Below are 22780 nucleotides of genomic sequence, written 5' to 3'. Positions count from 1 at the left end.
ACATGACCATTAGAAAGCGATTTAAAAAAAGATACCTTCTTGCTTTTCTGGTATTTGGTTACCTACTTTTTGCCAACTCCTGCATGACCATGCGCACTTCTCCAAAAAGAACTGCTGCTTTTTTTCAAGAAAAGCAAATGGACTTTATAGACAGCAATATAGAAATACAAGATAGAAACCTTCATTATATCCAAACTGGGAATAAGGATGCCCAAACATTGGTTTTTATCCACGGATCACCCGGAAGTTGGGATGCATATAAAGCTTACCTCTCCGATTCTTTGCTGTCAAACAAATTCAGACTAGTTGCGATAGATAGGCCTGGCTTCGGAAAAAGTGAATTTAGACGAAGTATGGCATTAAAACCTCAAGCGCTTATTCTTATGAATTTTTGGAATATTTAGATAATGGTAAGCCCTATACACTAATTGGGCACTCATATGGTGGTCCTTTGATTGTGCAAATGGCAATAGAACGTCCAGATTTGCATGAAAATTTAGTCATTCTAGCAGGTGCCTTAGATCCAGATGTAGAAAAGCCGGGGAAATGGCGTAAACCACTGACCTGGTTTCCATTAAAATATTTAGTCCCGGGAGCATTAAAACCATCTAATGATGAATTGTGGATGCTTAAAGAAGATTTAAAATTGATGCAACCACAGTTGAGCCAGCTAACCCAGCATACCTTAATTATTCATGGAGAAGAAGATAAATTGGTTCCATATCAAAACGTTGCGTTTATGGAGAGGCATTTCTCCAATGTAAAAAGCTTAAAAGTGATTCCTATTGAAAAAGAAAATCATTTTATTGTTTGGAACCAGGAACAATTAATCAAGAATTCCATTATTTCATTTACAGTTAAGTAATTGATTAAAAATCAATTATGGATTTTATATAAAGTTATAGTTGCTATAATATTGAGGCTAAAATGGTTTTTAAAACCAATTTACTATAAGAAAATGGCATGTTCTTTTTGTCGATAATCAGGAATATTCTCTTTTGTAACAATTTCTATAGAAGACAATATCTCTGTAGCTGGTGGAGTACTATATAATAGAAATTTAGATAAGCTGTTGATTGCTCTATATCCTTGCTGAAAAGGTTTTTGTGAAATCAAGAATGTAATCCTATCATCAACAAGTGCTTGTGCATTGTGTTCCGTTAAGTCAAACCCAATTAAGAATGGCACCTTGTCCCTATAGTCATTAATATGATCGGCAATAATATAGGACCTACTGTTGGGAACAAAAATGCCTCTTATTTTAGGGATACTCTTTAGGGCCATTTCGATACTGACCTTTACCTTTTTGGTGTCCCAAAAGTCTTCTATTTCAATATAATGATTTGTGTTTTTCAGTCCGTTTTCTTTAAAATAGCAGTCGAACCCTTTTGTTCGCTGTGATATATTGTTGAAATTGGAGAGGTTGGACCTAGAGTGAATGGTAAGGATATCATCACCCTCATTCAAACACAACTGCATTAGTTTACCTGATAAATAGCCGCTTTTAAACGAATCTTGACCAATAAAAGAGAGGTTTCCGTATCCACTTAAGGCTATGTTCAAGAAAACAAAAGGAATGTTTTCTTGTAATAGAATATTAGTCAACCGTCGTGTCTCTTGCTTAAAGGTAGGAACCAAAACAACTCCTTGAGGTTTGGTTTTAAGCAATTGTTCAAACGATTTAATGTAGGAGCTGGAGTTCTTCTGATCAAATGAAAAGGTTTCCACAACTACACCAAAGCTCCTCACCTCTTCCTTAGCCTTTTCAATACCTTCCAACGGAGCCTTCCAGAATGAATCCTCTTCATCATAATGTGGTAGTAACACTGCAATGGTATACTTTTTCTTCATTGCTAGCGATTGGGCGATTCTATTAACCTTAAAATTATGTTCTTTTAAAATAACTTTTATTCGGTCTGCAGTTTTTTCAGAAACCCCGTCCCTATTATGTATCACCCGGTCTACTGTCCCTGGGGACACGTTGGCAAGCTTAGCAATTTCCTTTATAGTAATCATATTGTAAATAAGCAGTTAATATACAACCTTCAGTTAATTTTAGCTTTTAACTATCATAACTTTGGATAATGCAAAGCTAATTTATATTTTTACGTGTGCGCACACGGAACTGTGTACTTTGATTTAAAAAATCGTTCAATTCGATATACCATAAAAAAGTGAACTCAATTTTTAACCTTAACGGTAAAGTAGCTGTGATTACAGGTGGAACTGGCGTGCTTGGAAGTACTGCCGCATTAAGCTTGGCCTCTGCTAGGGTTAAAATCGTATTGCTTACAACCAAAAAGAATAATGCAATTCAAATCGAAAACGCTATCAGGAACAAGGGTGGAGAACTACTGGTATTGGAGGCTAATGTGCTTTCCAAGGCTTCTATGGAAGAAGTTAGAGATAAGGTTTTAGATAAATTTGGACGTTTGGACATCCTCCTTAATGTGGCAGGAGGCAATATGCCCGGGGCTACAATTGGACCAGGTCAAACCATTTTCGATTTATCTATGGATGATTTTACTAAAGTAACCGAGCTTAATTTGAATGGTACTGTCATACCTTCTTTAGTATTTGGCAAAGTCATGGCCGACCAAGGGTTTGGCAGCATTATAAACTATTCTTCAATGGCAGTCCCTAGAGTTTTGACTAGGGTTGCCGGATATTCTGCTTCAAAAGCTGCAATGGAGAATTTCACCAAATGGATGGCGGTTGAAATGGCCACCAAATTCAGTAGTAACATAAGAGTTAATGCCGTTGCACCAGGGTTTTTCCTTGGAAACCAGAATAGAAAGTTGCTCATAAACGAGGATGGCTCATATACCGAAAGAGGTAATGCTATTATAGAGAATACACCTATGAAGCGTTTTGGAGAACCGGAAGAACTTAATGGTGTTCTGCACTTTCTCTGTAGTGATGCCTCAAAGTTCATCACCGGCGCCGTAATACCTATAGATGGAGGTTTCAACATATTTAGTGGGGTGTGATGGAGTTAAAAATGAAACAAACATGGAGATGGTACGGGCCAAATGACCCAGTTTCTCTTGTAGATATTAAACAAGCGGGAGCAACAGGAATCGTTACCGCCCTTCACCATATTCCAAATGGGGAGGTTTGGCCCATCCAAGAAATAAATGAGCGAAAAAATATCATAGAAGCTCAGGGTTTTGAATGGTCGGTAGTAGAATCCGTTCCTGTGCACGAAAATATAAAGACACAAGCCGAAGGTTTTCAAAAACAATTAGAAAACTACAAACTAACCATTAAAAATCTTGCTTCTTGTGGAGTAAAAGTTGTTTGCTACAATTTTATGCCCATTTTGGATTGGACGCGTACTTCTCTTGATTATGAAATGCCTGATGGGTCAAAAGCATTGTTCTTTGATAAAGATGCCTTTGCCGCTTTTGATTTGTACATTCTAAAGAGACCTGAGGCAGAAAAACAATACTCATCTGAAGAGCAGTATAAGGCTAAATCTTATTATGACTTGATGTCTTCAGAAGACATAGCAATATTGATTACGAATATTATAGCAGGGTTACCTGGCGCTGAGGAGGGATATTCATTAGAAACTTTTCAAAGAGCACTCGATACATATCAAAATATATCCTCCGATAAATTGCGAGAGCATTTGGTTTATTTTCTTTCGGAAATAGTCCCAGTTGCTGAAGAAACCGGTGTTTTATTATGCGCCCATCCAGATGACCCTCCGTTTTCAATTTTGGGATTACCCAGAATTTTGAGTACGGCCGATGATTATGCCTACATATTTAATCAAGTACCCTCAATTCATAATGGAATTACTTTTTGTACTGGGTCCTTGGGAGTAAGATTCAACAATGATTTGCCAGACATCTTCAAGAAATTCGCAGACCGTGTCCATTTTCTGCATTTCAGAAATATCAAAAGAATGGATAACGGGAGCTTTTTCGAAGCCAAACATCTTGAAGGAGAAACGGACATGTATGAAATGGTCAAATTAGTACTTTTAGAACAACAACGAAGATCAAACGAGCAAAGAAAAGATATTCTGATTCCTATGAGACCTGATCATGGACATCAAATGCTAGATGACCTCAACAAAAAAACAAATCCAGGATATTCCTGTATTGGTAGGCTAAAAGGACTAGCAGAACTTAGGGGACTCGAGCTCGGGGTAGCGAAAAATTTAAAATTAGCGTAGTTATGGGAAAAATAGATAAAAACAATCCTTTAAAGTCTTTGGAACATTGGGAAGATGATATACTACAACGCTACCCAGACCCAGATACCCAAGAAAAGGAAAAAGAGGCGTTTAGAGATTACCAAAATTCTGAAAGAATAGATACGGTTAGAGCATTTTACAAGCTTAACCATCAATACCAGAATTACGATTTTGTCATTAAAAAAGAGCAGGAGTTTTTAAGATTTGATAAAAAGGAAATGTCCCTTTGGGAGGCAGTCGATTTTTTGAACACATTAATTGACGATAGTGACCCCGATATTGATTTGGACCAGTTGCAACACCTTTTACAAACTAGTGAAGCGATTCGGGCTGATGGACATCCAGATTGGTTTGTGCTTACCGGATTTTTACACGATGTCGGCAAAGTATTATGCCTATTCGGAGAACCCCAATGGGCTGTTGTGGGCGATACATTCCCTGTAGGCTGTCAGTTTTCAGACAAAATTGTTTATCCAGAATTCTTTGAAACCAATACCGATTCAAGTGATGATAGATACAATCATAAATATGGAATCTATGAGAAAAACTGTGGCTTGAACAACGTTAAGATGAGTTGGGGGCACGATGAGTATCTCTATCAAATCATGAAAGATTATCTTCCCGAACCAGCATTATACATGATCCGATATCATTCATTCTATGCACAGCATAGAGAAAATGCCTATGATCATTTAATGAGCGAGCATGATCATAAGATGTTTGAGTGGGTGAAAAAATTCAATCCGTACGATTTGTATTCAAAAGCTCCAGTGCCACCAGATGCAAAGACCTTAAAACCTTATTATCAAGATTTAGTTGCAAAATACCTCCCTGAAAAATTAAAATTTTAAACATTGGTATAAATGCTCGCGACCTATCTAGGTTTTTTTGGATTTACCCTTTTCGTAATCATATATACCACATATAGATTACGAAAAGACAATTTCAACTCCGCTAAAGGATATTTTTTAGCTGGTAAAAGTCTTAGCGGGCCAATTATTGCTGGTTCTATGATTCTTACCAACATATCCACAGAGCATTTAATTGGTATGAATGGAAGTTCGTACAAGAATGGAATCATAGTAATAGCTTGGGAAGTGACTTCTGCCATTGCCTTGGTGATAGCTGCCATATTTTTTATTCCCAAATTCATTAAGATGGGATTAACTACTATCCCACAATTTTTAGAGGAGAGATATGATGGTCTTACCCGCTCCATTGTGGCCTTTTTATTAATGCTCTCGTTTGTAGTTACCCTTTTACCCATAGTGCTCTATTCAGGGGCTATTAACATTGAAAGTGTCTTTGACTTTTCAACAATGTTTGGCATCGGTAAAGACAGAGCAATGCTATTTACCGTCTTCATTATTGGAGCAATAGGCTCCATGTATGCCATTTTTGGAGGGCTAAAGGCGGTGGCTTATTCTGATAGTTTAAACGGCTTGGGGCTAATGCTTGGGGGGCTTTTAATACCCGCAATTGCCCTATACCAAATAGGTGATGGAAATATTTTTGATGGACTTGGTACCGTGTATGACTTTGCTCCAGATAAGTTTGACATCATAGGTAGTAACGATTCTGTATTGCCCTTCTCTACCCTATTCACTGGTTTGATGATCAACCAACTCTATTTTTGGGGAATGAACCAGGCTATAATACAAAGGGCTTTTGGTGCAAAGAATCTGGTGGAAGCACAAAAAGGCCTCATTTACACCGGAATATTAAAATTGTTTGTTCCCTTGATCATTGTGCTACCTGGTTTGATTGCCTATTACTATTTTCAAGACCAATATATAGACACGCCAGACCTTATTTACCCCTTGTTGGTCAAAAAAGTATTGCCAACTTACCTCTTTGGTTTCTTTGCGGCAGTTGTGCTAGGAGCAGTATTGAGTACATTCAATAGTGTATTGAATTCAGCTAGCACCATTTTTTGCTACGACATTTATAAAAAAACAATCAATAAGAAGGTAACCGATTCCAGATTGGTCTATTATGGTAAAATCACCTCGGTAATATTGGCTGTACTGGCCATTGCAATTGCACCCATGGTGGCCTATGCGCCAGATGGATTATACTTCCTATTGCAAGAGCTGAACGGTATCTTTTTTATTCCCATTTCCTCAGTGATTATTGCAGGTATCTTTTTTAAGGGTATAAATAAAACAGGAGCTAAAACCGGACTTTTCTTTGGATTTGCCTTTTATATTCTGACCACTTTCATCTTGGATGTGAACATACATTTTGTGCATCTATGGGGAATTGAATTTGTATTGAACTTTGTTATTATGTTTTTGGTTTCAAAAATGTATCCTCAACCCCTTTACGTGGAGCGTATCGGAAAAGAAGAAAAACCTTGGTCGTTGGTAAATGTCTTTGGAGTTGGGTTGACCGTGGCGACCATCTTAATTTATGTGCTCTTATCATGATAAAACCATTCATACATAAAGATTTTTTATTGCAGAACAGCTTTGCTGAAGAACTATATCATGACTTTGCGGCCAAGATGCCAATCATCGATTATCATAATCATTTACCTCCCGAAGAAATTGCCCAAAACAAAATTTTCAACTCTATAACACAAGTATGGATTGATGGAGATCATTATAAATGGAGGGCCATGCGCACCTTTGGAATTGATGAAAAGTATATTACGGGAACTGCCACCGATGAAGAAAAATTTCATAAATGGGCAGAAGTAGTGCCCCATACCATGCGAAATCCGCTATTCCATTGGACGCATATGGAGTTGTCACACTATTTTGGTATTGATCAACTATTAAGTAAAGACAATGCCCAACAAGTATATGAGGAGACTACAAGAAAATTAAGTGCAGAAGCCTATAGCTGTCAAAACCTTCTCACCAAAATGAATGTGAAAGCGCTTTGTACCACAGATGACCCAACTGATGACTTAAAACATCATCAGAATTTGGTAAAAAGCGATTTTGGCACGAAAGTAAGCACCTCTTTTAGACCAGACAAGGCAATACATATAGACAATAAGGGCTTCAATGCTTATGTAGATCTTCTCGAAGAGGTAGTTGATTTTTCTATAAAATCTTATGATGATTTATGCCAAGCGCTATCAAAACGAATAACGTATTTTGAAACAAACGGATGTAAAGTCAGTGATCATTCACTAAGTCAGCTTTACGCTGAAGAGTATACAGCATCTGAAGTAGATCTCATTTTTAAGAAAAGGCGTGAAGGGCACAAAATTGATGCACATGAATCTCGAAAATTCAAGAGTGCAGTTTTACAATTTCTGGCAGAAACGTATCACTTCAAAAAATGGGTCCAGCAGTTCCACCTTGGAGCCATGCGTAACAATAATAGTAGAATGCTGAATTCGTTAGGCGCAGATTCTGGAGGGGATTCTATTGGAGACTTGTCCCAAGCATATGCCCTCTCCAAATTTCTAGATAGGTTGGACAGTGAAGATAAACTGGCAAAAACAATCATTTACAATCTCAACCCAGCAGATAATGAAGTAATGGCATCAATGATTGGAAATTTTAATGACGGAAGTATAAAGGGCAAGATTCAATGGGGATCTGCATGGTGGTTTTTGGATCAAAAAGATGGTATGACAAAACAGTTGAATACCCTTTCAAACTTGGGACTTATAAGTTGTTTTATTGGAATGCTAACAGATTCCAGAAGTTTTTTGTCTTTCCCAAGACATGATTATTTCCGGCGGATTTTGTGCAATCTTTTTGGTGAAGAAATAGAGAAAGGAGAACTACCTAAAGATGTGCCATGGATTGGAAAAATGATACAGGATATTTCTTATAATAATGCAAAGGAATACTTCAATTTTTAAGGCAACGGATGAACGATAAAATCAAACATATTCTTCTTACTTTTTTTGTGTTTGCATTGTTGGGTTGTAATAAAAACCAAAATACCAAAACGATAAAACTTGCACATGGGCTAGATATAAATCACTCTGTGCATAAGGCTTTGGTTAAAATGGGAGAAGATCTCATCCAACTTTCAAATGGTACGTTGACAGTTGAAATATACCCTAATCAACAATTAGGTACAGAGCGTCAGATAATGGAGTTACTGCAGATTGGCAGTCTGGATATGACCAAGGTTTCTGCAGCTACACTAGAAAATTTTGCTCCAAAAACCAGGGTGTTGGGGCTACCCTATCTCTTTAGGGACAGGGAACATTCTTTTAAAGTATTCGATGGTCCTATTGGGCAGGAATTACTGAATGATGGCAAACAATATTGGCTAAAAGGCCTTGGTTTTTATGACGCTGGTAGTCGTAGCTTCTATACCAAAGAAAAAGCAGTTGAGCACCCGAATGATTTAAGAGGACAAAAAATACGAGTAATGCCAAGTGTTACGGCGATGGAAATGGTTAGGGGTTTTGGTGGTTCACCTACACCTATTTCATGGGGTGAGCTATACACCTCTTTGCAGCAAGGTGTGGTAGATGGGGCTGAAAATAACCTTCCAAGTTTTTATCTATCAAAACATTATGAAATATGTAAATACTATACCCTTAACGAACATACCTTTTCTCCTGATGTTGTGATTGTAGGAACCCATTTTTGGAATCGACTTTCAAAACAAGAGCAAGATTGGCTTCAAAAAGCAGTAGATGCGTCGGTTATACATCAAAGAAAACTATGGGCAGATTCGGAATCTGAGGCTTTGGAAGCCATACAAAAATCTGGAGTTCAGATTATAAGACCAGACAAAACACCTTTTTCCAAAATGAGTGGAAAAATATATGAAGCATACCAAAGTGATGAAAAATTACATCATTTGATACAACAGATAAGAGCAGTAAAATGACCATGAGTGTTAGAAAAAAAGTCGATAAAATATTGAGCTATTTGCTCATTGCCATCATGTCGGTAATGGTATTGAATGTTTTATGGCAGGTTTTTACCAGGTTTGTAATAGGCACCCCTAGTTCTTTTACCGATGAACTGGCACGTTATCTTATGATCTGGGTTGGAATTTTGGGAGCAGCGTATGCCGCCGGTAAGGATATGCACATTGCAATCAATGTGCTAACCCAGAAGTTCAATAGAGAAACTCAGCAAAAACTGGCAGCCGCTGTAAAACTCATGGTCATATTATTCGCCTTGACAGCAATGGTAATTGGAGGGAGCAGGTTGGTCTATGTTACCTATGTTTTAAATCAACTTTCGCCAGCTTTACAAATTCCCTTGGCATATGTATACCTGGTAATCCCACTTAGTGGGCTAGTGATTATTTATTACAAAATTATGGACATTTTATACCCTAGTTTCTAATGGAATATATACCCATTTTAGTGTTGGTCATAAGTTTTCTTGGCCTTTTGTCCATAGGAACTCCTGTTGCATGGAGTATTGCCATTTCTGCTTTGTTGACTATGCTGGTAAGCATTCCTTTTTTACCTGCCGCCACAACCCTTGCACAAAGAATGGGTGCAGGATTGGATAGTTTTGCTCTTTTGGCCATCCCTTTCTTTATTCTTGCCGGAAACTTAATGAACAAAGGTGGAATGGCACATCGGTTGATAGCCTTTGCCAAGACCTTGGTAGGTGCGTTACCTGGTGGACTTGCATTGATCAACATAACCGCAGCAATGTTGATGGGTGCTATTGCGGGGTCTGCCATGGCATCCGCATCTGCAATGGGAAGTATTTTAGGTCCCGAAATGGAGAAAGAAGGATATTCCAGGGAGTTTGGAGCTGCTGTTAATATTACATCCGCTACTACAGGACTCGTTATTCCTCCCAGTAACATACTTATCGTTTATTCTTTGGCAAGCGGTGGAGTTTCTATTGCAGCTTTATTTTTAGCTGGTTACATTCCTGGCATTCTAACCGGGCTATTTTTGATGATTGTTGCCATGGTTTGGGCAAAAAGAAAGGGATATGTCAGCAAAAATAAAAAGGGTAATATCAGTATTTCTCAAATTGGAAAAACCTTTGTCAACGCCTTTCCGAGTTTGTTGTTATTATTTATAGTTATTGGAGGAATCGTTGCAGGTGTATTCACCGCGACCGAAGCTTCTGCCATAGCTGTGCTTTATTCATTAGTCTTAGGCGTTCTCTATAAAGAAATCTCTTTTAAGAATTTGCCAAGCATTTTATTGGACTCTTCACTTACTACAGCAATAGTAATGTTGTTGATAGCAGCTTCAATCAGTATGTCATGGGCAATGTCCTACGAAAATATTCCACAAGCCACTTCTGACATATTATTGGGTGTAAGCAATAATAAAATTATCATTCTGCTAATGATTAATGTTATTTTACTGGTTGTTGGCATTTTTATGGACATGACCCCTGCTGTTTTGATTTTTACCCCAATTTTTTTACCCGTAGTTACCAAACTAGGTATCGACCCGGTTCATTTTGGAATTATTATGATTTTGAATCTGTGCATCGGTTTGTGTACCCCACCGGTGGGCTCTGTACTTTTCGTTGGTGTTGGAGTCGCAAAGACCTCCATACAGAAAGTAATAAAACCGCTAATACCATTGTTTTTGGCGATGATAGTAGCGCTGTTTTTGATAACCTATATTCCACAATTGACTTTGTGGTTACCCAGTTTATTTGATTTATAAAATAAAAGAACATGAACAATTTAAAATGTAAACAAGTGAAAGATAAACAACAAGCCTTTTTAAAAAAGGTGCTGGCCATTTCAGTAGTACTATGTATGGTCGGCTGTAATCAAAAGCCCAAAGATGATACGCCATGGGTATCCATTTTTGATGGGAAAACCCTTGAAGGATGGACTGTACTAGGAGGCAACGCCGCATATTCAGTAGAAGATGAAACTATCGTAGGCAAGACAGTACACAACACACCAAACACATTTCTAACATCCAACCAAAACTATAGCGATTTTATACTGGAATTGGAATATTTGGTGGATTCTACCATGAATTCAGGGATACAAATACGAAGTAATAGCATTCCGGAATATTTTGACGGACGCGTGCATGGTTATCAAGTAGAAATTGATCCATCCGATCGTGCATGGAGTGCGGGTATCTACGATGAAAGTAGAAGAGGTTGGTTGAATCCTTTATCAAAAAATGAAGCAGCTCAAAAAGCATTCAAACAAAACCAATGGAATCATTACAGAATTGAAGCGCTTGGCGACACCATAAAAACATGGGTCAACGGAGTTCCTGCGGCTTACCTAATCGATGATATTACTTCCGAAGGTTTTATTGGCTTGCAAGTACACAGTATAGGTGAAAGCCAAAAAGCTGGAACCGAAATAAAATGGAAGAACATCAAGATAGTCACAGAGAATGTTGAAAAGTACACTACAGTATCTCCGCTACAACCTATAGTCACAAAAAACATGCTAACACAGCATGAGGAAGAAGATGGATGGGAGTTGCTTTGGGATGGACAGACCACCAAAGGTTGGCACGGTGCAAAACTGGGCCATTTCCCAGAACAGGGTTGGATCATGGAAAATGGGGAATTGACCGTTTTATCCTCTGGTGGGGGTGAATCCGAAGCTGGTGGGGATATTGTTACAGAAAACCAATACGATAATTTTGAAGTGAAATTGGAATTTAAAATTACAGAGGGTGCCAATAGTGGAATCAAATATTATGTAAACACCGATCTAAACAAAGGGGAAGGTTCTTCAATTGGCCTTGAGTTTCAAATCTTAGATGATGCTCGTCACCCAGATGCAAAATTGGGGAATCATGAAGGAAGCAGAACCATAGGTTCGCTTTATGATCTTATTCAAGCAGATTCTACCAAATATGTAAGCCCAATTGGGGAATGGAACAGAGCACATATCATTTCAAATAATAACCACGTAGAGCACTGGCTTAATGGAGCAAAAGTGTTGGAGTATGAACGTAAAAGTGATGCGTATCGAAAATTAGTCTCCGAAAGTAAGTATGTTACATGGCCTCAATTCGGAGAAGCGGATAAAGGGAACATTCTGTTGCAAGATCACGGGGACAGGGTTTCCTTTAGGAACATAAAAATCAAACAACTTTAAAATATAATCATGGGAACTCGAAGAGATTTTATAAAAAAGACAACAGTAAGCAGTACTGGTTTAGCGCTGGGAGGAATACTGATGCCCACCACGGGATTTTCAAGTATACTAGGTGCCAATGATCGCTTAGGAGTAGCAGTTATAGGAGTTCGTAGTCGTGCTAAAGCACATATAATTGCCATTCACCAAGATTCCAATGCCAAAATCTTATACAATTGTGATGTTGATGATGTAATTATTGAAGAGCATAATGTCTGGTGTCAAGAACATATTGGCTATGTGCCCAAAGTAGAAAAAGATTTCAGGAAAATATTGGAAGATAAAGATGTTGACGCTGTCTTTATAGCTACTCCAGAGCATTGGCATGCTCCCATGGCCATTTTGGCCATGCAAGCTGGAAAGCATGTTTATGTAGAAAAACCTTGTAGCCATAACCCACATGAAAATCAACTCCTAGTCGCTGCTCAAAATAAATATGGCAAAAAAGTACAAATGGGCAATCAACAGCGATCAGCACAAACGTCCGTCGCAGCTGTTGAAGATATTAGAAACGGAATCATAGGAAATGTCTATAAAGGAGAAGCCTATTATTCTAATAATCGAGGATCTATTGGTACAGGAAATAAAGTGAGTGTTCCAAAAACTTTAGATTGGAATCTTTGGCAAGGTCCGGCACCTAGAGAAGATTATCGCGACAATATTCATCCCTATAACTGGCATTGGTTTAGAACTTGGGGCACCGGAGAAATCCACAACAATGGCACACATGAAATTGATATATGTCGATGGGCCTTGGGTGTAGACCTTCCAGAAACTGTTACCTCTTTTGGTGGGAAATACACGTTCAATGATGATTGGGAATTTATTGATAATCAACAAGTAACCTATAAGTTCTCTGATGATAAATTCATTACTTGGACAGGGCATAGTCGCGGTATCATGAAACCAGAACGGCCTGGAAGGGGTGTAACCATCTACGGAAGCAAAGGAAGTATTGAGTTGAGCAGGAATTTTTACAAGCTTTATGATTTAGGTGGGAATCCTGTGAAGTTTCAGTTTGAAAAATCTCAAAGTGCAACCACAAACACACAAGGCATAGGTGGGTTGGACGTTGATCATGTTGCCAATTTTTTCAATGCCATAAGAAAGGACGAGTCTTTAAAAGCAGATATTAACGATGCCAGCGTTTCTACCATGTTATGCCATTTAGGAAATATGGCTCAGGATGCCGGACACACCTTGAAAATTGATACGACTACCGGAAAAGTCCTTAATGATGATGCCGTTATGGAAAATTGGAAAAGAGAATACGAGCAAGGTTGGGAACCTAAACTATAAAAAATGAAACGAAGAGATTTTGTTGCAAAAACTGGTATAGTTGCAGCCGGAATATCTACTATAAATGCCAGTGTACTGTATCCATCTAAAAATGACACGCTCAATATAGGGGTCATCGGAACTGGAGACAGAGGGGGCGGGTTTATTCCTATCATTAATGAAATGGAAGGGCTAAACGTTGTTGCATGTGCTGATGTTCTTCCATTTAGATTGCAAAGTGGGTTAGAAAAAGTTCAAGGGAAAGCAAATGGCTATTCTGATTATAGGGCTCTTTTAGACAATAAGCAAATCGATGCGGTTTTAATCGCCACACCATTTAGCACACATAGTCAAATTGCTATTGATTCCCTTGATGCGGGGAAACATGTGTATTGTGAAAAAACCTTGGTAAAAGGATATTCAGCAATCAAGGAATTGGTGGAAAATGCCTCAAAATCCGAAAAAATATTCCAAACCGGACACCAATATCATAGTTCCAGATTATACACACATATTGTTGACCTAATTCAAAATGGAAAAATTGGAAAGATTACGGCAATAGAATGTCAATGGAACCGAAATGGTAACTGGCGAAGAAAAGTACAAAACCCAGAGCATGAAAGAGCTATTAATTGGCGAATGTACCGCGAGTTTTCAGGGGGGCTTTTGGCAGAGTTATGCTCTCACCAATTGGATTTTAGCAATTGGGTCCTAAATGCAGTTCCAACCCAAGTTATGGGTGATGGCGGAATAGATTATTGGAAAGACGGAAGGGAAACTTTGGATAACGTCCATATGATCTATAGTTATCCTAATGGAGTCCGGGCCAAATTCACATGCTTAACCAGTAATTCAAAAGATGATTATCTCATTAAGGTTTTTGGAGACAAGGGAACTATCATAATTGATTATACAAAAGCCTGGTTTTATCCAGAAAAGATAGAAAGCACCAAAGAAATTGGTGAAGTTGATGGGGTTTCAGGAGCTACAATAAAATGGGATCAAGAAAAAGGAATTCCAATAGAAGTAGAGCATTTAGACCCAAGCAAACAGGCATTGCTCGATTTTAGGGACAGTGTCTTTCATAATTCCATGCCAAAATCCAATGTCCTTACTGGAGCCAAAGCAGCTATATGTGTGCAGATGGGATTGGATGCTTTGTATAATAGAGAAATCGTTCAATGGAAAAACGGACTACTCCCATAGTAAAGAGTTTATGCTATAAACTTTTCTTAAAGTTTGTTTTCTTTATGTATTGTTTCATAAATTCTATTCCAATCAAAAAATGAAACGATGAAACAACTCTTCACCCTAATCACTCTGTGCTTTTTTGGAGTATCCGTGGCACAAGAAACAAAGAAGATTTCTGAAGAGACCATGACCGCTATCAAAAAAGATATTTGGATTCCGTTTATGGAAGCATATGCCAATTTAGATTCAAAAAAACTGAGATCTATCCATTCACCAGATATTGTCAGAATCTATTTAGATCAGAATATCGTGGAAAACGGACAAAGCTACATGGATAATTTTGGAGGTTTTTTGGACGACATGAGGCAACGCGATGACCGTTTGGGAATAGCTTTTACCATTTTAACTACCGCCATCGATGAAAAAGAGGAATTGGCATACCAAACAGGATATTACCGTTTTAGTTCCAAACGAAAAGATGACCCCGACTTAGTGGTTAGGGGTTATGGTCTTTTTAATGTCGGATTAAAAAAAGAAGACGGTGTCTGGAAATTATGGCTTGATTCTGATAAAAGAATAAATATTGATGCTGCTGAATTCAACAGTCAAGATATCATCTACGAATTGAATTATTGAGATTATTCTAATCCTGCTACCTCTTTAATTTCTTCTATAATCCGATTTGCCAAGCCATCTGCCTCTTGCTGACTTTTAGCTTCGGTATAAATACGGATAATAGGTTCGGTATTAGACTTCCGAAGATGCACCCAGTTTTCAGCAAAATCTATTTTCACCCCATCAATGGTTGATACTTGCTCGTTTTTATATTTGTTGTGCATGGCTTCCAACAAGGCATCCACATCCAACTCTGGTGTCAGCTGAATTTTCTTTTTGCTCATAAAGTAGCTAGGATAACTTGCCCTAAGCTCGGCAACAGTACCTCCTTTTTCAGCCATAAGCATTAAAAACAAAGCAGTCCCTACCAAAGAATCGCGACCATAATGACTTTCAGGGTAAATGATTCCTCCATTACCCTCTCCTCCAATGATTGCATTGTTAGCTTTCATTTTAGTGACCACATTCACTTCTCCAACAGCTGCCGCTTCATAGGTTCCGCCATGTTTTTCTGTAATATCACGAAGTGCTCTGGAGGAAGACAGATTAGAAACTGTATTGCCTTTTGTTTTTCCCAATACATAATCAGCACATGCAACCAAGGTATATTCTTCACCAAACATTTCTCCATCATTGCTTATAAAAGCCAATCTATCAACATCTGGATCTACCACGATACCAAAATCAGCCTCTTCTTCAACAACCATCTTACAGATGTCGCCCAAATGCTCCTTTAAAGGTTCTGGATTGTGCGGAAAATGCCCAGTAGGTTCACAATATAACTTTATCACTTCTACTCCTAATTCTTCCAATAGCTTCGGAATGGCAATTCCACCTGTGGAATTAACGCCGTCTACGACAACTTTGAAGCCTGCCTTTTTTATCACCTCTTTATCTACCAAAGGAAGCTCCAAAACTTCATCGATATGAATATCGATATACGAATCGTTTTTAATGATTTCTCCTAAGTTATCAACTTCAGCAAAGTTGAAATCCTCTTTTTCAGCCAATTCCAAAATAATCGCTCCTTGCTTTGCATCCAAAAATTCGCCACGCTCATTTAGTAATTTAAGGGCATTCCATTGTTTAGGGTTATGACTAGCGGTAAGGATAATCCCTCCATCCGCTTTTTCCAAAGGAACCGCAATTTCAACTGTAGGTGTTGTGGACAAGCCTAGATCAACCACATCAATCCCTAGACCAACAAGGGTGGAAACCACCAAGTTCTGAATCATTTCCCCTGATAAACGAGCATCCCTTCCAATAACAACAGTCAACTTCTCTTTGCCAGCATAATCCTTTAACCATGTTCCATACGAAGCAGCGAACTTTACCGCATCTATCGGGGTGAGATTATCATTTGTAGTTCCACCAATTGTACCACGTATTCCAGAAATCGATTTGATAAGCGTCATAGTTGTTAAAAAAGTTTTTGCAAATATAAACGGCTATTCCCGATTCCATGTTTTGAATTTGTAAATTTCATCAGAAAAGAAAATTATATTAATGAATTTCTTGGCGCATATTTATTTGTCCTTTGATAATCCCGAGATAACACTTGGGAACTTTTTTGCCGACCATATTCGAGGAAATAAATACAAACACTTTCCTGAAAAGATTCAAAAAGGGATTTTATTGCATAGAGAGATAGACACCTTTACCGACTCACACCATATTGCCAAACAAAGCAGTAAACGACTTCATAAAAATTACAGTCATTATAGCAGGGTGATTGTGGATATTTTTTATGATCATTTTCTAGCAAAAAACTGGCAGGACTACTCAAAGGTTCCCTTGGAAGAATTTGTGGAAAACTTCTATGACCTTCTGGAAGATAACTATACCATATTGCCGCTAGCAACGCAACGTATGATGCCTTATATGATTACGGATAACTGGTTGTTGAGTTATGCCAATCTAGATGGCATTTCCAAAGTACTTGCCGGAATGAACAGAAGAACAAAAAACAAATCCAAAATGAATTTTGCCATTTTAGATTTAGAAGAGCACTATAGTGCTTTTGAAAATGAGTTTACCCTTTTTTTTGAAGAATTGATTACCTTTTCCAAACAAAAATTTAATTCCCTATGCGAAGAATAATACTTGCGCTCCCATTTCTTTTATTCCTAAACTGTAAACAACAACCTGCCCTCCCCACAGGATTAGTAACCGAAAAGGCCATGGTGGTTTCCGCAAGAGAGGAAGCCTCCAAAATAGGTTCCGAAATTATGCAAAACGGAGGTAACGCTTTTGATGCCATGGTCGCCACAGAATTGGCCTTGGCAGTCGCCTACCCCTTTGCCGGTAACCTTGGCGGTGGCGGTTTTATGGTCTACCGAAAAAATAACGGTGACATCGGCGGTTTGGATTATAGAGAAAAAGCTCCACTATCAGCACATAGAGATATGTATTTGGACTCCTTAGGCAATGTTATACCAGATATGAGTATCGTTGGTGCCACTGCAGTAGGAGTTCCGGGAACCGTTGCTGGCGTTATTGAAGTACACAAAAAATTTGGCACATTACCGCTTTCCGATATTCTTACTCCAGTAATTGAATTGGCCAAAAAAGGTGTGGTTGTCACCGAAAAACAAGCGAAGAGATTAGAAAGTTATAAAGAGCGCTTTATCCAGGTAAATGGGGATAGCACCAAGTTTGCAGCCAACTTTATTAAGGGAGATACTATTAAGTACCCAGCACTTGCATCAACCTTGGAAAAAATATTGGAAAATGGTAGGGATGGTTTTTATAAAGGTGAAGTAGCCGAAAAGCTAGCAGCATTCATACAAGAGAAGGGTGGTTTTATTACTACGGAAGATTTAGAAAGATATGAAGCAAAGTGGCGTGAACCTGTAGTTTTTGATTACAAAGACCTACGTGTTATTTCCATGAGTCCGCCAAGTAGCGGAGGAGTCACCATCAATCAAATCTTTAAGATGATCGAACCGCATGATATTTCAAAATTTGGGCATAATTCGGTAAAATCAGTCCAATTATTTACCGAAGCGGCCAGACGTGCCTATGCAGATCGTAATTACTTCTTGGGCGACCCTGATTTCACCAATATCCCGCTAAACAAACTTTTGAGTGATGCCTATTTACAGGAACGGATGCAAGATTTCTCCTTTGAAAAAGCAACGCTATCTTCAGATGTTAGTCATGGTGAAGTAGAAATCGTTGAAAGTATGGAAACCACCCACTACTCTATCGTAGATAGCGAAGGAAATGCAATTTCCGCAACAACTACATTGAATGGTGGCTATGGGTCTAAACTGTATTCTAAAGAACTTGGCTTCTTTTTAAATAACGAAATGGATGATTTTAGTTCCAAAGCTGGTGTACCGAATATGTTCGGTCTTATTGGAGCTGAAGCAAACAGCATCGCTCCTGAAAAACGAATGTTAAGTAGCATGACCCCAACACTAGTGGAAAAAGAAGGAAAACTTTATATGGTGGTGGGGACTCCTGGCGGTTCCACTATAATAACTGCAGTAGCGCAAACCATTCTTAATGTTTATGAGTACAATTTAAGCATGCAAGAGGCCGTAAATGCCCCACGTTTTCATCATCAATGGTTACCAGATGTTGTAATATTCGAGGAAGAAGGTTTTTCAGAAGAGTTAAAATCAAGCCTCAAAGAAAAAGGATATCAAATTTTTGAAGGAAGAAACCGAATCATAGGAAAAGTTGATGCCATACGGATATTGAAAGATGGAAGATTGGAAGGTGGTGCTGACAAAAGAGGTGATGATACTGCAGTTGGATACTAAGTTGGACAGCAATGACCTATGATGTTGTAATTCTCACTGACCCAAGGTTAATAGATCCAAAAACTACGAGCAAATCAATTGACAATGTTTTATTAGAAGATGGACTGGTTTCAGATGCTTTGAAAAGCAATGGACTTAGGGTAGCAAGAAAGTCGTGGGATGATCCTGAATTTGATTGGACAACTACCAAATATGCTTTGTTCAGAAGCACATGGGATTGCTTTGAGCGCTTTCCAGAATTTTCCCTTTGGCTCAATGATGTATCTAACAAGACACAACTCATTAATTCCGAAAATTTAATTGGCTGGAATATAGACAAGCATTATATGCAAAACATGGCTGACGCCGGAATTACGATTCCCAAAACCTTGTTTATTGAAAAAAGTGAAGGAATCAGTTTAAAAGAAGCGTATAACAACGCAATTGAAAACCATAACTTCAGTTCTAAAGCTTTTGTTCTAAAACCCTGCTTTTCGGGTGGAGCAAGACACACTTATAAAATTCTACCGGAAGAAATTGTTCAACATGAAGCTATTTTTCAGAATTTAATTGCAGAAGAAGCCATGATGCTGCAAGAGTTTCAACAAAACATCGTGGAACATGGGGAAATATCAATGATGGTATTTAACGGAAAGTTCACCAATGCCGTATTGAAAATTGCCAAACCAGGAGACTTTAGGGTGCAAGATGATTTCGGTGGTAGCGTTCAAAAGTACACCCCTTCACAAGAAGAAATCGACTTTGCTGAAAAGGTGGTTATAGCAGCTCCAGAACTTCCTATTTACGCTCGAGTCGATATTTTTAAAGACAATGATGGTAATTGGGCTTTGGCAGAACTGGAAATTTTTGAACCAGAGCTTTGGTTCAGACTTTATCCAGAAGCGGCAGATACCCTTGCTTCTTGCATAAAGGAAAGGCTCTTTTAATGAAACGCATTTTAAAGGTTATTGGAATCTTATTTTTGGGAGGGCTACTTTTCTTATGGTATATTCATGAACCCCTTCCAGAAGAAAACTCCAGTGCTCAGGCAGATATGCTAGCCCATAAGATGCTAAATGCACTTGATTATCAAAGGTATAAGAATACCCGTTTTCTGGAATGGTCTTACAGAAACGGAGCAAACCAATACAAATGGGATAAAGAAAATGGGGTTGTTGAAGTTAAATGGGATGAGTTCCTTGTGCTTTTGGATTTGGTCAATACTACACGGAGCAAGGTGATGAAGTCAGGAAAAAGCATTTCACAGCAAAAAGAAAGCAACGAGATAGCCAAGGCCCTTAAAATGTTCAATAACGATTCTTTTTGGTTGGTAGCACCCTATAAGGTGTTTGATAAAGGCACCACAAGAAGTATAGTAATGCTCGATGATGGTTCCCAGGGTTTGTTGGTATCGTACTCCCAAGGTGGCACAACTCCAGGAGACCATTACCTATGGAAGTTAAACCCGGACGGATTTCCCAATAGTTTTAAAATGTGGGTGAAAATTATACCTATCGGTGGAATTGAAGCTACCTGGGACGATTGGAAAGTGATGGAAAGTGGAGCATATCTGCCTCAATCCCATCAATTGGGTCCTTTAACTCTGGATATGGGAAACATTAAAGGTTATCAATCATTCTAATTCAAAAAATTTCCATATTTGTACTATGTACTTGAAACTGAAAAAGTATAATACCGTTTTGGTAATAAGCGTAGTGTTTGCAACTATGCTTTGTTCCTGTGCTGAAAAGGACAGAAATCAACTTCCTGCTAACAGAGGTTTTGGAGATAGAACAATGGTAATTAACGAACAGGACTCTTTATCAGTAGGAAATACTTATTTATCTGTTTACTCACAGATTTATAGCTATTCAGAAAATATAACACATGACCTTACCGCCACCGTAAGCCTAAGAAACACAAGCATTCATGATAGTATTTATGTTTTGAGTGCAAATTATTACGACACATTTGGCAGCTTACTTAAAAATTATGTTTCGACCCCTATATTCATAAAACCCTTGGAAACAATACATATTGTAATTAATGAAGAGGATAAGGATGGCGGTACAGGGGCTAATTTTCTTTTTAAATGGGCAACAAAAGAGACAACCCCAGAACCTCTTTTTGAGGCGGTAATGATTTCTACCTCAGGATCTCAGGGATTATCATTCACTACATTGGGCAAACGAATCTATTAAAATGCATGAAGTTATAGCCACCATATTGTTTCTAATAGCCGTAATTGATCCTTTAGGCACTGTACCCGTGTATTTAGAGGCCACCAAACACTTTGATTTAAAACATAAAAGAAAAATTGCAATTAGAGCTGCAGCTGTTGCTTTTTTAATTCTTTTATTCTTCATCGTTATCGGACAGTTAATATTAGAAGGTATGCAAGTTTCTTTAGATGCTTTTCAGATTTCTGGCGGAGTCATTTTATTTTTATTTGCATTAACAATGATATTTGGTGAGGGAAAGCCCCAGAATGAAAAACACAGAATAACCGATTATAAGCATGTCACAATATTTCCAGTTGCCATTCCGTCCATTGCTTCTCCCGGAGCCATTATGGCGGTGGTTTTAATGACAGACAACCATATATATACTATTCAACAACAAGCGGTTACTGCTATTTTAGTCTTTGTGGTAATAATATTGACTGCACTTTTGCTTCTTGCTGCAAATATGGTTCAAAAAAGAATTGGGGAATATGGAATTACGGTTATCAGTAAAATCATGGGACTGATTTTGGCAGCTTATGCAGTGCAAAGTATAATAAGCGGATTAAAAGATTTCTTTTCAATAATTTCTTAGGCTTCTCTTGAACTATAATTCAGTAAGCCCATACTCAACAAGCACTCCCCACTCATCGCGTTTAGTTTGGCCTAAAGAACTAGTGATTGTTTTATTAGGGGACACATATGTGTCCCTTAGTTTTTCACACTTCCCATCTGCTGTTTTAATTCTTCCATAGATTGATGAAGCTGTCTTAACAGCCCCGTATCAGTAGTAGCGTCAACATTAAAAGTCAACTTACTGCTTACTTCCCATATTTCCTGTATCTGGAAAGGCTTAATATCATATGGTGGATAGGTTTCGTTTAAAGAAACCAAGCTAATGTTATTAGAGTTTGGACGCTTTTCAATCTTTTTGACCAATACAGCATCTTGCAACACCACAACATACATTTTATTCGCACTTACGTGGTCAATATGTTCAACTGCTCTGGCCAATACCCAATCGTTTGGCTTTAAATTAGGCAACATACTATCTCCTTCCACTTGAAAACCACGATAGGTAGCATTGCGAAATTCTGGAATAGGCAAATCAAAAGCTGGTAATTGATGGTACCAACTCGTATCTGCTATGTTTTGCGGATATCCCGCAGCAGCCTTCGCATTCACCAATACCATATTATCATTATCAGCACTATCTACGGTTACAACTTTAGGGATTACGCTTGTTCTGGAAGTTTCCAAATGCTTTTCTTCACTTTCACCAAACAACCAAAGTGGATTAATATTGAATTGTTTCAATAACTCGGCCACTACCCTACCAGATAATTTAGTTCGCCCCCGTTCAATATCTGCCGTGGTATTGGACACTCCTAAAAGCTTGGCAAATTCGGCTTGGGTATGTCCCAATTCTCTTCTAATATCAATAAACCGTTTTAGTGTTAACTCATTCTCCATATTTC

23 protein-coding genes are annotated in these 22780 nt (G+C 38.2%); 20 read left to right on the top strand and 3 right to left on the bottom strand.

Translation table 11 applies throughout. The features are described from left to right. The first annotated feature begins 2 nt into the window (after positions 1-2). Positions 3-404: an alpha/beta fold hydrolase gene (locus FVB32_RS13705; protein ID WP_147744361.1), complete on the top strand. Its 402-nt coding sequence runs from the start codon at positions 3-5 to the stop codon at positions 402-404. Further along, entirely contained in the window at positions 392-865 is a 474-nt protein-coding gene (locus FVB32_RS13700) for an alpha/beta fold hydrolase (protein ID WP_147744360.1), read from the top strand. The genes FVB32_RS13705 and FVB32_RS13700 overlap by 13 nt, the downstream gene beginning before the upstream one ends. Positions 866-948: 83 nt before the next feature. Here FVB32_RS13700 and FVB32_RS13695 read toward each other — a convergent pair whose 3' ends face one another. Beyond that, positions 949-2016 (bottom strand): substrate-binding domain-containing protein, encoded by a 1068-nt coding sequence (locus FVB32_RS13695; RefSeq protein ID WP_147744359.1) that lies wholly within the window; start codon positions 2014-2016, stop codon positions 949-951. Between the two features lie 158 nt (positions 2017-2174). Here FVB32_RS13695 and FVB32_RS13690 point away from each other — a divergent pair, with 158 nt between their 5' ends. The 12 genes from FVB32_RS13690 (at position 2175) to FVB32_RS13635 (ending at position 15352) form a co-directional block, all read left to right on the top strand. Beyond that, entirely contained in the window at positions 2175-2990 is an 816-nt protein-coding gene (locus FVB32_RS13690; RefSeq protein WP_147744358.1) for an SDR family oxidoreductase, read from the top strand. Between the two features lie 11 nt (positions 2991-3001). Next, positions 3002-4186 carry a mannonate dehydratase gene (uxuA, locus tag FVB32_RS13685; protein WP_147744357.1) on the top strand — a complete coding sequence of 395 codons (1185 nt, stop codon included), beginning with the start codon at positions 3002-3004 and terminating at the stop codon, positions 4184-4186. Between the two features lie 2 nt (positions 4187-4188). After that, a complete protein-coding gene (locus tag FVB32_RS13680; RefSeq protein WP_147744356.1) occupies positions 4189-5058 on the top strand; it encodes an inositol oxygenase family protein in 870 nt (289 codons plus the stop codon). Between the two features lie 12 nt (positions 5059-5070). Further along, entirely contained in the window at positions 5071-6636 is a 1566-nt protein-coding gene (locus FVB32_RS13675) for a solute:sodium symporter family transporter (protein WP_147744355.1), read from the top strand. Continuing rightward, complete coding sequence (uxaC, locus tag FVB32_RS13670) at positions 6633-8033, top strand: glucuronate isomerase (RefSeq protein ID WP_147744354.1); 1401 nt, start codon at positions 6633-6635, stop codon at positions 8031-8033. Before FVB32_RS13675 ends, uxaC begins: the two co-directional genes overlap by 4 nt. Positions 8034-8041: 8 nt before the next feature. After that, positions 8042-9022, top strand: a complete 981-nt coding sequence (locus FVB32_RS13665) for a TRAP transporter substrate-binding protein (protein WP_147744353.1) — start codon at positions 8042-8044, stop codon at positions 9020-9022. A 2-nt stretch (positions 9023-9024) separates the two neighbouring features. Next, the gene (locus tag FVB32_RS13660) at positions 9025-9489 is read left to right on the top strand and encodes a TRAP transporter small permease (protein WP_147744352.1); all 465 of its coding nucleotides are present in this window, start codon (positions 9025-9027) and stop codon (positions 9487-9489) included. Beyond that, positions 9489-10793, top strand: coding sequence for a TRAP transporter large permease (locus FVB32_RS13655; protein WP_147744351.1), 1305 nt, complete (start codon positions 9489-9491; stop codon positions 10791-10793). The genes FVB32_RS13660 and FVB32_RS13655 overlap by 1 nt, the downstream gene beginning before the upstream one ends. A 95-nt stretch (positions 10794-10888) precedes the next feature. Continuing rightward, on the top strand, positions 10889-12208 hold the full coding sequence (locus tag FVB32_RS13650; protein ID WP_246139913.1) for a 3-keto-disaccharide hydrolase: 1320 nt from the start codon (positions 10889-10891) through the stop codon (positions 12206-12208). Between the two features lie 9 nt (positions 12209-12217). Beyond that, positions 12218-13546, top strand: a complete 1329-nt coding sequence (locus FVB32_RS13645) for a Gfo/Idh/MocA family protein (protein WP_147744349.1) — start codon at positions 12218-12220, stop codon at positions 13544-13546. Between the two features lie 3 nt (positions 13547-13549). Further along, the gene (locus FVB32_RS13640) at positions 13550-14731 is read left to right on the top strand and encodes a Gfo/Idh/MocA family protein (protein ID WP_147744348.1); all 1182 of its coding nucleotides are present in this window, start codon (positions 13550-13552) and stop codon (positions 14729-14731) included. A gap of 87 nt (positions 14732-14818) precedes the next feature. Next, positions 14819-15352 (top strand): YybH family protein, encoded by a 534-nt coding sequence (locus tag FVB32_RS13635; protein WP_147744347.1) that lies wholly within the window; start codon positions 14819-14821, stop codon positions 15350-15352. 2 nt (positions 15353-15354) lie between these two features. Here the strand turns inward: FVB32_RS13635 and glmM are convergent, their stop codons facing one another. Further along, complete coding sequence (gene glmM / locus FVB32_RS13630) at positions 15355-16746, bottom strand: phosphoglucosamine mutase (RefSeq protein WP_147744346.1); 1392 nt, start codon at positions 16744-16746, stop codon at positions 15355-15357. A gap of 91 nt (positions 16747-16837) precedes the next feature. Here glmM and FVB32_RS13625 point away from each other — a divergent pair, with 91 nt between their 5' ends. From FVB32_RS13625 to FVB32_RS13600, 6 genes are read left to right on the top strand one after another with little or no spacing between them, the layout of a single operon-like run. Next, positions 16838-17431, top strand: coding sequence for an acyl carrier protein phosphodiesterase (locus tag FVB32_RS13625; RefSeq protein WP_147744345.1), 594 nt, complete (start codon positions 16838-16840; stop codon positions 17429-17431). Further along, complete coding sequence (ggt, locus tag FVB32_RS13620) at positions 17419-19101, top strand: gamma-glutamyltransferase (protein ID WP_147744344.1); 1683 nt, start codon at positions 17419-17421, stop codon at positions 19099-19101. Before FVB32_RS13625 ends, ggt begins: the two co-directional genes overlap by 13 nt. Positions 19102-19112: 11 nt before the next feature. Beyond that, entirely contained in the window at positions 19113-20027 is a 915-nt protein-coding gene (locus FVB32_RS13615) for an ATP-grasp domain-containing protein (protein ID WP_147744343.1), read from the top strand. Then, on the top strand, positions 20027-20722 hold the full coding sequence (locus tag FVB32_RS13610; RefSeq protein WP_147744342.1) for a hypothetical protein: 696 nt from the start codon (positions 20027-20029) through the stop codon (positions 20720-20722). The genes FVB32_RS13615 and FVB32_RS13610 overlap by 1 nt, the downstream gene beginning before the upstream one ends. 25 nt (positions 20723-20747) lie before the next feature. Then, positions 20748-21281, top strand: a complete 534-nt coding sequence (locus FVB32_RS13605) for a DUF3124 domain-containing protein (protein WP_187269576.1) — start codon at positions 20748-20750, stop codon at positions 21279-21281. A gap of 1 nt (position 21282) precedes the next feature. Continuing rightward, the gene (locus FVB32_RS13600; RefSeq protein WP_147744341.1) at positions 21283-21897 is read left to right on the top strand and encodes a MarC family protein; all 615 of its coding nucleotides are present in this window, start codon (positions 21283-21285) and stop codon (positions 21895-21897) included. A 116-nt stretch (positions 21898-22013) separates the two neighbouring features. Here the strand turns inward: FVB32_RS13600 and FVB32_RS13595 are convergent, their stop codons facing one another. Next, on the bottom strand, positions 22014-22775 hold the full coding sequence (locus FVB32_RS13595) for an XRE family transcriptional regulator (RefSeq protein ID WP_147744340.1): 762 nt from the start codon (positions 22773-22775) through the stop codon (positions 22014-22016). Between the last annotated feature and the right edge of the window lie 5 nt (positions 22776-22780).

Source organism: Flagellimonas hymeniacidonis, from assembly GCF_008040165.1.
GTDB classification, from domain to species: domain Bacteria; phylum Bacteroidota; class Bacteroidia; order Flavobacteriales; family Flavobacteriaceae; genus Flagellimonas; species Flagellimonas hymeniacidonis.
Note: the sequence above shows the minus strand (reverse complement) of the source record. Positions and strands in the feature narration are given on the sequence as shown.